Annotated in this window: 17 protein-coding genes and 3 tRNA genes; 15 read left to right on the top strand and 5 right to left on the bottom strand. The window is 56.6% G+C overall.

Annotation, left to right across the window (positions count from 1 at the left end):
* Positions 1 to 954, bottom strand: a complete 954-nt coding sequence (locus EDE09_RS08415) for a lytic transglycosylase domain-containing protein (RefSeq protein WP_245505094.1) — start codon at positions 952 to 954, stop codon at positions 1 to 3.
* Between the two features lie 140 nt (positions 955 to 1,094).
* On the opposite strand from EDE09_RS08415, the gene EDE09_RS08410 reads away from it, so the two are divergent.
* Both EDE09_RS08410 and EDE09_RS08405 read left to right on the top strand, forming a co-directional pair.
* A complete protein-coding gene (locus tag EDE09_RS08410) occupies positions 1,095 to 1,715 on the top strand; it encodes a hypothetical protein (RefSeq protein WP_245505093.1) in 621 nt (206 codons plus the stop codon).
* Positions 1,716 to 1,978: 263 nt separating this feature from the next.
* On the top strand, positions 1,979 to 2,956 hold the full coding sequence (locus tag EDE09_RS08405) for a sensor domain-containing diguanylate cyclase (RefSeq protein ID WP_112802112.1): 978 nt from the start codon (positions 1,979 to 1,981) through the stop codon (positions 2,954 to 2,956).
* Positions 2,957 to 3,134: 178 nt separating this feature from the next.
* Here EDE09_RS08405 and EDE09_RS08400 read toward each other — a convergent pair whose 3' ends face one another.
* Complete coding sequence (locus tag EDE09_RS08400) at positions 3,135 to 3,491, bottom strand: hypothetical protein (RefSeq protein ID WP_132409711.1); 357 nt, start codon at positions 3,489 to 3,491, stop codon at positions 3,135 to 3,137.
* A 153-nt stretch (positions 3,492 to 3,644) separates the two neighbouring features.
* Here EDE09_RS08400 and EDE09_RS08395 point away from each other — a divergent pair, with 153 nt between their 5' ends.
* Positions 3,645 to 4,013, top strand: coding sequence for a helix-turn-helix transcriptional regulator (locus EDE09_RS08395; RefSeq protein WP_245422827.1), 369 nt, complete (start codon positions 3,645 to 3,647; stop codon positions 4,011 to 4,013).
* Positions 4,014 to 4,074: 61 nt separating this feature from the next.
* On the opposite strand, the gene EDE09_RS08390 is transcribed toward EDE09_RS08395, so the two are convergent.
* Together EDE09_RS08390 and EDE09_RS08385 are read right to left on the bottom strand one after the other, a co-directional pair.
* Positions 4,075 to 4,806, bottom strand: a complete 732-nt coding sequence (locus EDE09_RS08390) for an acyl-homoserine-lactone synthase (RefSeq protein WP_245505092.1) — start codon at positions 4,804 to 4,806, stop codon at positions 4,075 to 4,077.
* A gap of 75 nt (positions 4,807 to 4,881) precedes the next feature.
* On the bottom strand, positions 4,882 to 5,604 hold the full coding sequence (locus tag EDE09_RS08385) for a LuxR family transcriptional regulator (RefSeq protein ID WP_112802116.1): 723 nt from the start codon (positions 5,602 to 5,604) through the stop codon (positions 4,882 to 4,884).
* A 936-nt stretch (positions 5,605 to 6,540) separates the two neighbouring features.
* Between EDE09_RS08385 and EDE09_RS28605 the strand changes: the two genes are divergently transcribed.
* The 3 genes from EDE09_RS28605 to EDE09_RS28595 are packed head-to-tail and all read left to right on the top strand — an operon-like array spanning position 6,541 to position 7,619.
* Positions 6,541 to 7,092 carry a hypothetical protein gene (locus tag EDE09_RS28605; RefSeq protein ID WP_245505091.1) on the top strand — a complete coding sequence of 184 codons (552 nt, stop codon included), beginning with the start codon at positions 6,541 to 6,543 and terminating at the stop codon, positions 7,090 to 7,092.
* A gap of 27 nt (positions 7,093 to 7,119) precedes the next feature.
* Complete coding sequence (locus EDE09_RS28600; protein WP_245505090.1) at positions 7,120 to 7,353, top strand: hypothetical protein; 234 nt, start codon at positions 7,120 to 7,122, stop codon at positions 7,351 to 7,353.
* A complete protein-coding gene (locus EDE09_RS28595; protein ID WP_245505089.1) occupies positions 7,350 to 7,619 on the top strand; it encodes a tyrosine-type recombinase/integrase in 270 nt (89 codons plus the stop codon). Before EDE09_RS28600 ends, EDE09_RS28595 begins: the two co-directional genes overlap by 4 nt.
* Positions 7,620 to 7,704: 85 nt before the next feature.
* Here the strand turns inward: EDE09_RS28595 and EDE09_RS08375 are convergent.
* Positions 7,705 to 7,780, bottom strand: a tRNA-Val gene (locus EDE09_RS08375).
* Between the two features lie 262 nt (positions 7,781 to 8,042).
* On the opposite strand from EDE09_RS08375, the gene EDE09_RS08370 reads away from it, so the two are divergent.
* From EDE09_RS08370 to nuoF, 9 genes are all read left to right on the top strand, one after another.
* A tRNA-Asp gene (locus EDE09_RS08370) sits at positions 8,043 to 8,119 on the top strand.
* A gap of 71 nt (positions 8,120 to 8,190) precedes the next feature.
* Positions 8,191 to 8,267 (top strand) — tRNA-Asp (locus EDE09_RS08365).
* Positions 8,268 to 8,690: 423 nt separating this feature from the next.
* Entirely contained in the window at positions 8,691 to 9,056 is a 366-nt protein-coding gene (locus tag EDE09_RS08360) for an NADH-quinone oxidoreductase subunit A (protein ID WP_105371923.1), read from the top strand.
* The gene (locus EDE09_RS08355) at positions 9,047 to 9,628 is read left to right on the top strand and encodes an NADH-quinone oxidoreductase subunit B (protein ID WP_105371922.1); all 582 of its coding nucleotides are present in this window, start codon (positions 9,047 to 9,049) and stop codon (positions 9,626 to 9,628) included. Before EDE09_RS08360 ends, EDE09_RS08355 begins: the two co-directional genes overlap by 10 nt.
* Before the next feature lie 31 nt (positions 9,629 to 9,659).
* On the top strand, positions 9,660 to 10,262 hold the full coding sequence (locus EDE09_RS08350) for an NADH-quinone oxidoreductase subunit C (protein ID WP_105372061.1): 603 nt from the start codon (positions 9,660 to 9,662) through the stop codon (positions 10,260 to 10,262).
* A 75-nt stretch (positions 10,263 to 10,337) separates the two neighbouring features.
* On the top strand, positions 10,338 to 11,528 hold the full coding sequence (locus tag EDE09_RS08345; protein ID WP_132409709.1) for an NADH-quinone oxidoreductase subunit D: 1,191 nt from the start codon (positions 10,338 to 10,340) through the stop codon (positions 11,526 to 11,528).
* Positions 11,525 to 11,788, top strand: a complete 264-nt coding sequence (locus EDE09_RS28590; RefSeq protein WP_205839330.1) for a hypothetical protein — start codon at positions 11,525 to 11,527, stop codon at positions 11,786 to 11,788. Before EDE09_RS08345 ends, EDE09_RS28590 begins: the two co-directional genes overlap by 4 nt.
* Positions 11,789 to 11,804: 16 nt before the next feature.
* The gene (gene nuoE, locus EDE09_RS08335) at positions 11,805 to 12,749 is read left to right on the top strand and encodes an NADH-quinone oxidoreductase subunit NuoE (RefSeq protein ID WP_112802177.1); all 945 of its coding nucleotides are present in this window, start codon (positions 11,805 to 11,807) and stop codon (positions 12,747 to 12,749) included.
* A gap of 89 nt (positions 12,750 to 12,838) precedes the next feature.
* A complete protein-coding gene (gene nuoF / locus EDE09_RS08330; RefSeq protein WP_105371918.1) occupies positions 12,839 to 14,143 on the top strand; it encodes an NADH-quinone oxidoreductase subunit NuoF in 1,305 nt (434 codons plus the stop codon).
* The last annotated feature ends 4 nt before the right edge of the window (positions 14,144 to 14,147 follow it).

Genomic DNA, 14,147 nt, shown 5'->3' with positions numbered 1-14,147 from the left:
TCAAAAATGCATCACACCGCCGATAAACCGGCCATTCTTTTCAATCGGGACAATGCGTATATCTTTGCCGCGATCGGTCCCCGCAAACGTGCGAGCCCCGCTGATCCCAACGCGAGATTTCGGCGTGGGCATCCTCAGACCGAGTTGATAGTTGATTACCTTTGCGACATATCTGACGGTTTCGGGAAAGGGCGGAATCCCGGCATATTGGTAAATGCGCTGCTCGCCACTGTTGTAAGCGGCCGCAATCAAGAGAGGATTCTTAAATTCCTCCTGTAGTACCCGCAGGTATCTTACCCCGCCTTCGACGTTTTGTGTTGGGTCGCAAATGTCCTCAACGCCGAAGCGAGCAGCGGTTTCGGGCATCAGTTGCATCGGACCACGCGCGCCCTTCGGGGAATTTCGCTTCGTGTCGAAATCGCTCTCGGCCCAAGCAATTGCCACTGCCAAGTCTTCGTTGACCCCGTAGCGTCTCGCGGTTTCGGCGACGAGACGTTGGACGTCGGCTGGCATCAACGGCGAGGGACCGCATTCGAGAGCCCGTTGCCCACTTTTGATCCTTGGAGGTTTTAAGCTTGAGGGTCTGACGCCGGACCCTTCAGGATTGGCACCACTCGTCATGTTTGAAGACGAATTTGGTATTCTTTCTCTTTGAAGTGGAATATGACTCAAATAGTTATCAATGATCGAGCGTCCGCAGCTTACGCCGGCAGCGCTGACGATCTTTTTAGATGAAGGGCAGGGGGGCTGGTTCGTGTCACCCGAAGGCGCAGAGATGAGAGATTGGGAAATCTTCCCCGATGAAAGAGGTGAAATCGCATAAATACCAGAAAGTAAAGGAGTTTTTGGGAAAATTTCCTCCGCATTAGTTTCACCTGTCGCAGCTGCGAAGCCTGCCGTGAGGGCTAGGAACGCCCTGCATACGCATCGGGAAAGGCGACGGTCGTGGCGCATTTTTCTCTGGCTCGCTTTTGACTTGAGCTCCGATGTTGGGTAGGCTGCAGTCCGAGGTGCTATACTGTATGAGTATAGTTTTACAGAGAGAGAATAGAATTTCAAGACCCTTTCTCGGGAAAATTGTATACGGAGTTGATATGGTACGTCTCGTAAGGCTTGTGATGGTTGTTGCGATTGGCAGCGGCCTTCTCGCCCGTCCCACGTGGGCCGTTCAGCCGATCGACGAAAACTATGTTCGGTCGCTGGCGGCACCAGGAAAGGTTGTGTTGGTGATCGAATATTACGAAGGCCAGGGCGAGGTGTTGGAGCGGAAGGGATATGCAACTTCAGGCTCTTTTGAAGTGCTGTCGGGGACCGACTTCCGCGTCCACGATACGATGGTCATCCATCTCTATGGTGTCGAGCCTTGCGAAGGCGAGATGGTCAATCGGCGGGACGGCTTTGCCGGACGCTGCATTGATTTTGCCCGTCAACAGCTCGCAATCATGCTGAAAAATCCCAAGGTGGTCTTCTGTCGGGCGTTCTTCACTGAAACGAACGCGCCGATTCAAAACGCCACCTGTTATGCGTATCACTATTTTCCGGGCAGTCTCGACAGCATCGACATGTTCGAGGAGCAGCTTGTATCGCTTGGCGCGCTCCGTCTTATAAAAAAGCCCGATGGAACCTTAGCCCGTCCAGATCTTAAACCGGCGGAGGAAATCGGCAAGAATGGCTCCTTTGGGATGTGGGCCGATCCGGGAGCAGGTCAGCGTTGATTTAAGGGCGGGGGGTGGCTAGCGCGTTTGTTTCTCGCCGGCGATAGAGACGCCTTCATCGGATACGGGCAGGCCATGTGTCAGCTGATGGTCGCTGACGCACTGTCCGTATGAAGGCTCGTAGTACCTGAGGATTTACACTTTTTTCCAGGAGGCGTCGGTACGTTATTTCTAATTAAGTTATCTATGTTTTCATCACTATCGTCCGATCTGTGGCGCCCCTCGAATGCCGAGCCGGAAGATTTTTCTACGAAAGTCCAGCCATGTTCTTGGATGAAGATCACGAAGCACTCGAAGCAGCAGAGCTTACCAAGCAGACACTTGTCGACACACAGGAGAGGATGGGCATGATGCTCGATCTCATGCCGATGGGGCTGCTCATTCATACCAGGCAGGGAATCATTTTCGGAAACCAGGAGGCGGCACGCCTATTGCAAGTGCCGCAAAGTGAAGTCGTCGGCAAACACTTCCTCGATTTTTTGACCACACATGCTGAAGACGCCGCCCGACAGATGGAGCAGGCCTTTGACGGGCGGATCAGTGTTGAGCCGACCGAGGCTGAGGTCAAAACCGCCGCGGGTGAAACACGGACGATTAAATTGATCGCAGGCGCCTTGCCTTGGGAAGGCAACCCAGTCGTTCAGCTTCTCCTACAGGATATTACCGATCTAAAGATGATCCAGGACAGACTACACCTCTTGGCCGTGACCGACGAACTGACCGGTGCGTTCAACCGCCGCCATGCTTTCGCAGTTGGCCACGGTTTGTTCAACGAAGCGAAAGCCGGTCACCGCAAACTCGCCGTGGCTGTCCTCGACGTCGACCATTTCAAGCGCGTAAACGACACCTTCGGCCACGCAGCAGGCGACACCGCTCTGAAATCCTTGACGGGGTCGATCCAGGAGATCATCGCCGCCGATCCGTCCAGCGAGATGACCTTTGCCCGTGTCGGTGGTGAGGAATTCATGATCGTGTTTCCGGCTGTCGAACCGGCCAAAGTACTTAAGATATGCGAACAGGTGAGGCGTGAGATCGAGGAGCGGCCCGTCTTATCGGCGGCGGGGACATTCCGGATGACAGTCTCCATTGGTCTGGCTTGGCAAAGGGCAGCCGACAGTTCCTTCGACGCCCTATACTCGAATGCCGACAAGGCGCTATACGAGGCGAAGTCCGCCGGCCGAAACCGTGTTCGCCAGGACGAGCGAGAACCAGAGTTGCGCCAAAGTTTGACGGGGCAATAAGGCTAAAAGCTCGCCAAAACGGTAATGTGCTGAAGCAGCTAAATGGCTTCGAAAAAGAGATGACCAAGGGCGTAATGGTAGCGTGGTTCTGACCCCGAGGATCCCGCATTCATAGCGTCTGGAAGTCTGCCGGCAACTCGATCCGTCTTCAATCAAAGCGATTTTTCTAAGAGTAAGCTCAGAAGAATCTTTCCACTGATCGGCAAATGGCTTTGATCTCCACCGCATCAAGATGAGTCCCGGTCGCCAATATGTAGCTCGCCAAGTGCTCAAGTTTCAGGTGGGCTTCGTGTTCATCCAAGGGTAGCCATGACACGATCCTGCTGCGAACGTCACGTTCGGCGTTCCGAAGCTGCGCGGCAAATGGGTTGTCTCGAGCAGGATTGCGCTGCCCCTTCAGTGCAAGGAGGAGCCTCCGATGGAGCGCGATGAGGGTCGTAAGATTGTCCAGAACGTTACCATCATCCATCGTCCAACCTGATTTGATCGCTTGGTTGTCACTCTCGGTTGACGCCGGACCTTCGCGTCTGGCCATTGGAAGCGCCGTTGATGTATGAGGGTTAGAAAACAATGATAGGCGCCTTTCATGAGAAGCAGAGTTGAGAAATACATTGAGGACAAAGGTCTCCTTCAGACGAGAGATCCCGAGGTCGACAAGCCGATTTTTCGGGGGCCGGGGTTTGAAGGGGTGCCTGAGTTTTCCGAACTCGACAGCCGAATTTCGGATGCGCTGAGGCAGGCGCGGGAGCGGACCGGACTTACCCATGCTGATGTTGCGCCTTTGCTTGGACTTCACCCTCAAGTCTACGGTCGATATGAGCGCAACGAGACGAAGATGAATGTCACGCGGCTCATTCATCTGAGTGAGCTTTTGGATTTTTCGCCGATTGATGTCGTCATGGCCGCCGCCCCATATCGATTTGGGAAAACTGAACGTGAAGCAGAAAGGCGCCGGGAACTGATCAAGATTGTCGAAACACTTCCGGCCGACGCCGTCGATTCATTGTTATCGCTGGTCGATGCAATGACCAGATTGCCGCCGAAAACAGAAAACTAATGGCGCAGCGACTGTGACATTGCAGCCCTTGTCTGCATTCGTCAAAAAGTCACGAAGTCCCTCACAGACCGTGTCCGTTTTCGACGCATCCCGTGCTCACGACGCCATCTGAGAAGTTGAGCGCCACACCACTTTCTGCGTCTCTTCTGAGCGGAACGTCGTTCGTGAAAGGACGCTTCGGTTGCTCGGCAGATGGCATGGATAACAGGGATTGCCGTATCCCATGCGTTTTCCGGTGCAGTTCGAGCAGTTGGGGCGAGGGTTTGGCGGCAATCGCCATGAGCATTTCGCCGCAGTAAAACATCGGTTCACAAAGAACCTGCAGAGGGTAGCCTCTCTTCCGGATCATCTCTACGAGCATCGGATTTGTCTGGATGATGACCGTTTCCACTCTCAGACGGACAAGGAATTCAAGAACTCCGGTCATCAAGATGTCGGCGGTTGCGACATCCCCGATACAAGGAACACGAGCGTCGGTGGCGCAACGTCCCCATTCGAAGACATGCCGTCCTTTTGGATAACTCTTTCCACCAAGTAATTCCGGATAAATATGGGAGAGAAGGTGCGGTTTTGTCGTCGGAAGCAGGCGAGAATATCCAACGACCTCGCTCATTTCCATTAGTACCAGGTGAATGGTGGACCGCGTATCGAACTGATCCTGCTCGCGCTTATCAGACCGTCGGAGTGCTTCCCAGCCAAGCTCTTCGACAAAGCGCTGATGGCGAAAACGCCAGACCTTCTCCATGGTCGTCTGTTTTTGTCCGATTTGGCTGCCTGTTATGATTTCAAGCATCGAATTTCCTCCAATCGAGCGTGGTCATTGTGCAACCGGAGGAGACTGAATTCTATCCGTAAAAGTTCGTAGATTTCATCGTTGCAGTCCGCGTCGAAACGCCTCTGCAATTAGCTGAGCCCGATTTCCTGCATCGAGCTTGCGCTGCAGGTTGGCGAGATGCGTCTCCACGGTTCGCTCCGAGCGTCGCATTAAGCTTCCTATTTCCTTGGCCGTCTTGCCAGCAACACACCAGGCGAGACATTCACTCTCGCTGGGCGTAATCATGACATCGGTCATCTTTTTGTCGTTTGTTCCCCTGAGATCTTGAAGGCGGGTGTGGGCGCATATTGCAATAATTCGCAGGAGGTCTCGGTGGGCGACAGACAATGAGACTTGGCGGCCGGCCAGAGAAAAGAGACCTACAAGACCGCACCGCGAGAAGATAGGGACCGTCACGCCGTCCACTAGCCCGAAATCGGCAGCTTCGCGCATGATCTTACGGCCTTTGGACGACAGAGCCTGCCCCCTGATCGCCTCCGACCAGACGATTGTACGGTCGGCGCGACGGACAAGGTTTACGATAGGGTCGCTAAAAAAGTAGTTCTTCTCAACGTAAACCTTAAACCATCCAGGGGACCAGCCGTTCAAGAGAAAGTAGGCCTCCAGACTCTCATGAGGGAGGGGATATCCTGCCATGGCAAATCGCTCGAAACCTAACGATGCGGTGACGCGCTCGACCAAAGCTGAAACTTCCGCTGGGCTCCGCGCTGCGGTACAAGCTTCGCAAAACTGAAGCAGCAAACTCGCCAATAACATCTCAAACTCCGCGCTCCATTGCTGGTGATCTTGGCAGAGCCGCTGACGATATGTCCCATAGGGCGGGGGAGCCGCTGGAGATTTAGATATAATTGTGGCGGCCCACCTGAACCCATCCATGGCAGCGGGACGCCTCTCAGACCAGAGCTCGATGAGCCGGCCGAGAGGTGCGACGCTGAGTTATCGAGGTCAGCTCCGACTACCTCCAGTCTTTCGCAGGACCGGTCGATCAAAACGACACCACTCCCGCTGTCAGTTAAAGCCCCTATCTTATTAAAGCGCTGCTGCCACTGTAAATTGCGAGATTTCGCATGTTCGCGCCAGGCCCTCTTCTATCCGCAAGAATGGTGGCTTCGCGGGCCACGATGCTGGGCTGGCTACCGTTCAAAGCTATCCGTTTCGTCCCGTCGGTTGAGTCCGCCCCAGATGGCCGTCCAAACCATCGAGCGGAGCTTTCGTTAGGGAACCCGCGTGCCTCAAAATCGGTTCTAACTTAGTTGCAGATTAGGAACGGTACATCGGCCAACCATCCGGAAGACGGCCCCATGACGAAGAATGGGATGATAGGCCTGCTCCTGATCGTGGTTATAGTTCTGGTGGCGGCGGTTTTGATGCGTGGACCAAGCCAGCCAAGCCGATCAGGTGTGGTAGCGCCGGCTTATACGCCTCCGCCCGTAACCACGCCTTCCCCACCAGCCATCACTCCAAGCCGATGATTGGCGCCAGCGTCTTGCTAATACCGGAAGATTTTCACCGGAGGCGTCGTCTGAATTTTGACACCTGGGTAAAAGATGGGCTGATGCCAGAAGGGAAACGGGTTCGCGGTGTAATGCTGTGGGACGCGGAACGAGTGCGCGCCGCATGGCAAGCTCTTATTGACCAAGATGATTCGAAAAAGGACGATGGGGTGAACCCGTTCGATCAGATGGTGGTCTGATGAAGACGGAGCTACGCTTTCTCGTTCACGATCCCGATAAGCGCGGAAATGATCGATCCTACCTGCGGCTCAAGGGCCGCCCGAAAAAGCGCATTCGGCAGACATTTAAGGATGCTGAAGGCAACATCACGCAGGATTTCATGGCCGCTTATTGGGCGGCACTTGCCGAGCTGCGTGGTGAAGTGCCGGCGGAGAAAAAGACCGTACTCCGCGAGGACACGTTCAACGGGCTATTTGCTCAATACTACTCATCCGCCATGTTCAAGCGCCTCGACCCGGCGACACAGAAGGACAAGCGGAGCGTCATAGACCGTTTTTCGGAGGCGGCCGGAGACCTCCCTTATAAGAAGTATCGCCGGGAGGATATGGAAAAGAGCCAGCAGGCTCGCGCTAAGACCCCCGGCGCGGCCGACAAGTTGGTGAAGGTTCTGAGGGCCGTGTTCAATTGGGCCATGGCTCAGAAGCCGCCGCTGGCGAACCTCAACCCTGCGGCCGGGATAGAGCCGATCAACAGGAAAAAGGGAGGCTTCCACACTTGGACACCTGACTAGGTCGATAAATACCGGTCGCATTGGGCCGTGGGTACTGTCCCTCGGCTTGCCATGGAAGTGACGATCACTATCGGTGCACGTCGATCGGATGCTGCTGCTATCGGCCCCCGGCACGAGTTCACCAAGGATGGTGAGCGGTGGCTGCGCTTTAGGGCTCACAAGGGCCGCAATCGCTTTCCGGTCGAGATCGAGGCGCGTCTGACGGCCGAGCTGATCGAGGCTATCGAGAAACCGAGGTCGGGCATCAAACCTATATTTTGAGTGCTCGGAAGGAGCCTTATACGATCGAGAGTTTTGGCAACGCGTTTTCTCGCTGGTGTGGCGAGGCGGGCCTGCCTCATTGCTCATCCCACGGCCTGCCGAAGGCGGCTGCTGTGGCGTATGCCGAGAGCGAGGCAACGGCTCCCGAGCTTATGGCTGTCTTCGGTTGGTCTAATCTGCGAACAGCTCAAATTTACATCGAACAGGCTGAAAACCGCGGATGCGGAGGAACGCTTTCGTCCGTCGAGAGGCATACGAAAAACTGAGAAATGTCCCACTTTCTGGAGCGGCAAGCCCGAATGAGACAAACGAGGGAAAAAGCGATGAAAAAACAGCGTGATTTTAATGTAATGGTGGGCGATGAGAGACTCGAACTCCCGACATCCTCGGTGTAAACGAGGCGCTCTACCAACTGAGCTAATCGCCCGTCTGCGGCTGCGGAGAAGATGTCCCGCCGCGTCGGTGGCCGTGATCTATGCGGATCGCGGGAAAACCGCAAGAGCCTTCGTGATGTTTTTTTGAAATTTTTGGGCAGACCTTTATAATCAACAGGTGGAGTAGGGCAAACAGGCGAGGCGTCATCCTTTTGTCTTGAAACCTGCTTGACACCCGATCACGAACCTCTTAGTTAGCCGCTCAACCGAGCGGTCGAGGCCGCAAGGGGAGGGCTCTTTGCCCTTGAGAAATGTGCGGGTGTAGCTCAGTCGGTTAGAGTGCCGGCCTGTCACGCCGGAGGTCGCGGGTTCGAGCCCCGTCACTCGCGCCATTCTCCTCCTCGAATATCCGCCAGTCGCGCGATCAGCGTGATGAAGCGGACGCCGAAAATCGGCAATATGCGCGGGTGTAGCTCAGTCGGTTAGAGTGCCGGCCTGTCACGCCGGAGGTCGCGGGTTCGAGCCCCGTCACTCGCGCCATTTTTCGGGACTCATCTCCATTTGTTGCTGTTGATCTCATGTAAATGAGCGTCCTCTAAAATATTTATCCCTCCGACTATTGCATCCGAAGCGCGATTTGCATATTTCCGCGGCGTCGCTTGCGGCTGAGCGATGTGTCTGTCGAGGCGAGCTTTAGGAAGCGTCGTCTGTCCAACTTCGTGATCCTTTTGGAGCTCGGCAGGTTTCTGCCGAGGGCACTCATGCCGGTCCTTCGGCCCAAGCCACGCGCTCATTGCAAATTGTGCTTTGGAACTGCTTCATTTTGGTGCAGGGGCTGCCGTTCAAAAGTCTTGCGCCGCGCCTTCGGCTGCGCTAGTCACGGCTTATTGCAATGCACGTTCGCTTGCCGCGTACGAATGATGGGCGCCGCCCCGGCGCTGTGGCAAGCAGGGATCGAATATCATGAGTGAACTCCTCACTTCCTATGTCCCGATCGCGATATTTATCGGCATCTCCATGGTGATCGGATTGGCGCTTTTGATCGCGCCGTTTGCTGTTGCCTACAAGGCTCCCGACTCGGAAAAGCTGTCAGCCTACGAGTGCGGCTTCAACGCCTTTGATGATGCGCGCATGAAGTTCGATATTCGGTTCTACCTCGTCTCGATTCTCTTCATCATCTTTGACTTGGAAGTGGCCTTCCTGTTCCCCTGGGCAGTGTCCTTCGGTGCCATCGGCTGGTTCGGCTTCTGGTCCATGATGGTTTTTCTTGCCGTTCTGACGATCGGCTTCATTTATGAATGGAAGAAAGGAGCGCTGGAATGGGAGTAGTCGATAGCGGCAATACCCTGGTGGCGCCAAAGCCGAAGGGGATCATCGATCCCAATACCGGCAAGCCCATCGGCAGCGACGACGCCTTCTTTGGCGAGATCAACAACGAGCTCGCAGACAAGGGTTTTCTCGTCACCTCGACCGACGAGCTGATCAACTGGGCCCGTACCGGCTCGCTGATGTGGATGACCTTCGGCCTTGCGTGCTGCGCCGTGGAAATGATGCAGCTCTCGATGCCGCGTTATGATGTGGAGCGCTTCGGGTTTGCTCCCCGCGCGTCGCCGCGTCAGTCGGACGTGATGATTGTCGCGGGCACGTTGACCAACAAGATGGCGCCGGCGCTCCGCAAGGTCTATGACCAGATGCCGGAGCCACGCTACGTGATCTCGATGGGCTCCTGCGCCAATGGCGGCGGCTATTATCACTATTCCTATTCGGTGGTCCGCGGCTGTGATCGGGTCGTGCCGATCGACATTTATGTTCCGGGCTGTCCCCCCACGGCCGAGGCGCTCCTTTACGGCGTGCTTCTGCTGCAGAAGAAAATCCGGCGGACCGGCACGATCGAGCGTTGAGGCCAAAGGCTAAGGGTAATTGGACAAGATCATGAGTGAAGCCCTGAACGAGCTTTCGACCTATATCCGCGAAGCGCGTCCGTCGCTCGTGGAGGACGCGGCGATTGCCTATGGCGAACTGACGCTGACGACGGCAGCGCAAAACCTTCTGTCCCTGCTGACATTTCTCAGGGACGACGTGCAGTGCGGTTTCGTGAGCTTCATCGACATCTGCGGTGTAGATTATCCCGCGCGTGAGAAGCGTTTCGACGTGATCTACCATCTGCTTTCGCCGCGCCAGAATCTGCGTATCCGTGTGAAGGTAGCAACCGCTGAGGATGAACCGGTCCCGTCTGCCTGCTCGGTTTATCCGGGAGCCGATTGGTTCGAGCGCGAAGCGTGGGATATGTACGGCATTCTGTTTACCGGCCATCCCGATCTGCGCCGCATCCTGACCGATTATGGTTTTGAAGGTCATCCGCTCCGCAAGGATTTCCCGACCACCGGATTTGTCGAAGTTCGTTATGACGACAGCGCCAAGCGGGTGGTCTACGAGCCGGTCGAGCTTCGCCAGGAATTCCGCAGCTTTGACTTTCTTTCTCCCTGGGAGGGCACGGACTACGTCCTTCCAGGTGATGAAAAAGCCAAGGTTTAAGAAAAACCGGCGCGGTGAGCGCCGGCCAAACGCATTCCTTCCCGCTCGGTCTTCGCCCGGCATGGAGCAAGCAGTATGACTGAACACAACGTCCGCAACTTCAACATCAATTTCGGACCGCAGCATCCGGCGGCGCACGGCGTGTTGCGGCTTGTGCTGGAGCTGGATGGCGAGATCGTAGAGCGTGTCGATCCGCATATCGGTCTTTTGCATCGCGGCACCGAAAAGCTGATCGAAACCAAGACCTATCTGCAGGCGATTCCCTATTTCGACCGGCTCGATTACGTCGCGCCGATGAACCAGGAGCACGCTTTTGCCTTGGCCGTCGAAAAAATGATCGGCCTTGAGATCCCGATCCGGGGGCAGCTGATCCGCGTGCTCTATTCCGAAATCGGCCGCATCCTCTCGCATCTGCTGAACGTCACCACTCAGGCCATGGACGTGGGCGCCTTGACGCCGCCGCTCTGGGGCTTCGAAGAGCGTGAAAAGCTGATGGTGTTCTACGAGCGTGCCTCAGGCGCGCGCATGCATGCCGCATACTTCCGTCCAGGCGGGGTTCATCAGGATCTGCCGCCCGAACTGGTGGAAGACATCGGCAAGTGGTGCGATGAATTTCCGTCAAAATTGGACGACATCGACGACCTGCTCACCGGCAATCGTATCTTCAAACAGCGTAACGTCGATATCGGCGTCGTGAAGCTGGAAGACGCCTGGGCCTGGGGATTCTCAGGCGTCATGGTTCGCGGTTCGGGCGCTGCCTGGGACCTGCGCCGCGCGCAGCCCTACGAATGTTATTCGGAGCTGGATTTCGATATCCCGATCGGCAAGAACGGCGATTGCTACGACCGATACCTCATCCGCATGATCGAGATGCGCGAGTCCTGCAAGATCATGAAGCAGTGCGTCGACCGCCTGCTGGGCGATGCCAAGACCGGACCGTTCTCCTCCACAGACGGCAAGGTCGTGCCGCCGAAGCGTGGCGAGATGAAGCGCTCGATGGAAGCCTTGATCCACCACTTCAAGCTCTACACCGAAGGTTACCACGTGCCGGCCGGAGAGGTATATGCGGCAGTCGAAGCGCCGAAGGGCGAGTTCGGCGTCTTCCTCGTTGCTGATGGTACGAACAAGCCTTACCGCTGCAAGATTCGCGCGCCGGGTTATGCCCATCTGCAGGCGATGGATTTCATCTGTCGCGGGCATCAGCTGGCGGACGTTTCGGCGGTCCTCGGCTCTCTGGATATCGTGTTCGGTGAGGTCGACCGCTGATGATCCGCGCTATCGTCGCTGCCGGAATGGTCCTTGCGGCTCCTGTTGCTTTCGCGCAGCAGGATCAGGCGCAGGTGTCCGGTGGGTCGACGGTCAGCGGCGGGTCCAGATCAATGCCTGATCTTTTGTCGGAAGGGTACGAGATCAAGGCAAGCGTTCCGAATGGAACAAAGTTCATAGTGTTCATGCAGAAAGAGAAGTCTGCCTATGCCTGCGAATTCGTGACGCTCACGAAAACCAGGTGTGGATCCATAAACTGATAAGGCGTGGAAAAGAATGTCCGTTCGTCGATTAGCCGAAGATAGCGTCCAGCCGGTAGCGTTTGCCTTCAACGAGGAGAATGCGGCCTGGGCCGAGGCAACGATCAGGAAATATCCGGAAGGCCGGCAGCAATCTGCCGTGATTCCGCTTCTGATGCGCGCGCAGGAGCAGGACGGCTGGGTGACCCGGGCAGCAATCGAGCATGTCGCCAATCGATTGGACATGCCCTATATCCGCGTGCTGGAAGTTGCGACCTTTTATACGCAGTTCCAGCTGAAGCCGGTCGGCACCCGCGCCCATATCCAGGTCTGCGGCACCACCCCCTGCATGCTGCGCGGCGCCGAAGACCTGATGAAGGTCTGTCAGCACAAGATCCATCACGATCCCTTTGCGTTGAACGCCGAGGGTACGCTCTCCTGGGAAGAGGTCGAATGTCAGGGCGCCTGCGTCAACGCGCCGATGGTCATCATCTTCAAGGATGCCTATGAGGACCTGACGCCACAGCGGCTGGAGGAGATCATCGACGCTTTCGAGGCCGGCAAAGGCGACCAAATCAAGCCGGGCCCGCAGATCGACCGTCATTTCGCAGCACCTGAAGGAGGCCCGCTGACGCTTCTCGAAGACGTCAAGCCGGTTCGCACCAATCTGGAACCGCAGCGCGATCTGGCGGAGACTGCGGCTGCCACTACCGTGCCGCCGGCCGATGCCGCGCGTCCCAAAGACACGGCGCCGGAAACCAATCCGACCCTGAAGACGCCGGCGACGGATAAGGAAGGCGCCAGGAAGCGCGCCAAGACTGCGGAGAAGCAGCCGCTCTCGGGAACGGCGAAAAGCAAGCCTGATCCCAAGGCGGCGGGCAGCGTCGCAGAGGGTGCTCCGCCGGAACCGGGTGCGGTATCTGGCGATTTGAAGCCGAAGCGCACCAGGCGTAAGACGACCACGGAAGGTGAGTCGTCGTGATCATCGAGAAATCTTGTGCGGCCTTCGAAAACGGCTGCATGATGCTAAACAATGACCGGTTCAATCTCGGCGGACTTGTGGAATAGATCATGTTGAAAGATCAGGATCGCATCTTTACCAATATCTACGGCCTCAAGGACAAGTCCCTGAAAGGCGCGATGAGCCGCGGCCACTGGGATGGCACCAAGACCATCATCGAGAAGGGCAGGGACTGGATCATCAACGAGATGAAGGCCTCCGGTCTTCGTGGACGCGGTGGTGCCGGGTTCCCGACTGGTCTCAAATGGTCATTCATGCCGAAGGAATCGGACGGTCGTCCGCATTACCTGGTGGTCAATGCCGACGAATCCGAGCCCGGTACCTGCAAGGACCGCGAAATCATGCGCCACGATCCGCACACGCTGATCGAAGGTTGCCTGATTGCCGGTTTTGCGATGGCCGCACATACCGCCTACATCTACGTCCGCGGCGAATATATGCGCGAACGTGAGGCGCTTCAGGCGGCGATCGACGAATGCTACGATGCCGGATTGTTGGGAAAAAACAACAAGAACGGCTGGGATTTTGACATTTACGTGCACCACGGTGCCGGCGCCTATATCTGCGGCGAGGAGACCGCCTTGCTCGAAAGCCTCGAAGGCAAGAAGGGGCAGCCGCGCCTTAAACCGCCGTTCCCGGCGAATATGGGCCTCTATGGTTGCCCGACGACCGTCAACAATGTCGAGTCGATCGCCGTTGCCCCGACAATCCTGCGTCGCGGCGCCGGCTGGTTTTCCTCGATCGGTCGGCCGAACAATGTCGGCACCAAGCTCTTCATGATCTCGGGCCATGTGAACAAGCCCTGCACGGTCGAAGAGGCCATGAGCATTCCGTTCCGTGAGTTGATCGATAAGCATGCCGGCGGCATCCGCGGTGGCTGGGACAACCTGCTTGCCGTCATTCCGGGCGGTGCATCCTGCCCGGTCATCAAGGGCGAAGACATGGGCGACGCGATCATGGACTTCGACGGGATGCGTGACAAGAAGTCGTCCTTCGGTACCGCTGCGATCATCGTCATGGATAAGTCGACCGACGTCATCAAGGCGATTGCCCGCCTCTCGGCGTTCTTCAAGCATGAAAGCTGCGGACAGTGCACGCCATGCCGCGAAGGTACGGGCTGGATGTGGCGCGTCATGGAGCGCATGGTGAAGGGCAATGCCCAGAAGCGCGAGATCGACATGCTCTTGCAGGTATCGAAACAGATCGAAGGGCACACCATCTGCGCGCTCGGTGATGCGGCTGCCTGGCCTGTCCAGGGCCTCATCCGCAATTTCCGACCGGAGATCGAGGCACGTATCGACCAGTATACCTATAACGCCATGGCGCATGGCGCTGTCATGGAAGCCGCGGAGTAAGCAC

The sequence above is a fragment of the Neorhizobium sp. S3-V5DH genome, from assembly GCF_004343065.1.
Taxonomy (GTDB): Bacteria; Pseudomonadota; Alphaproteobacteria; order Rhizobiales; family Rhizobiaceae; genus Neorhizobium; species Neorhizobium huautlense.
This window is presented reverse-complemented; position numbering and strand designations above follow the sequence as displayed.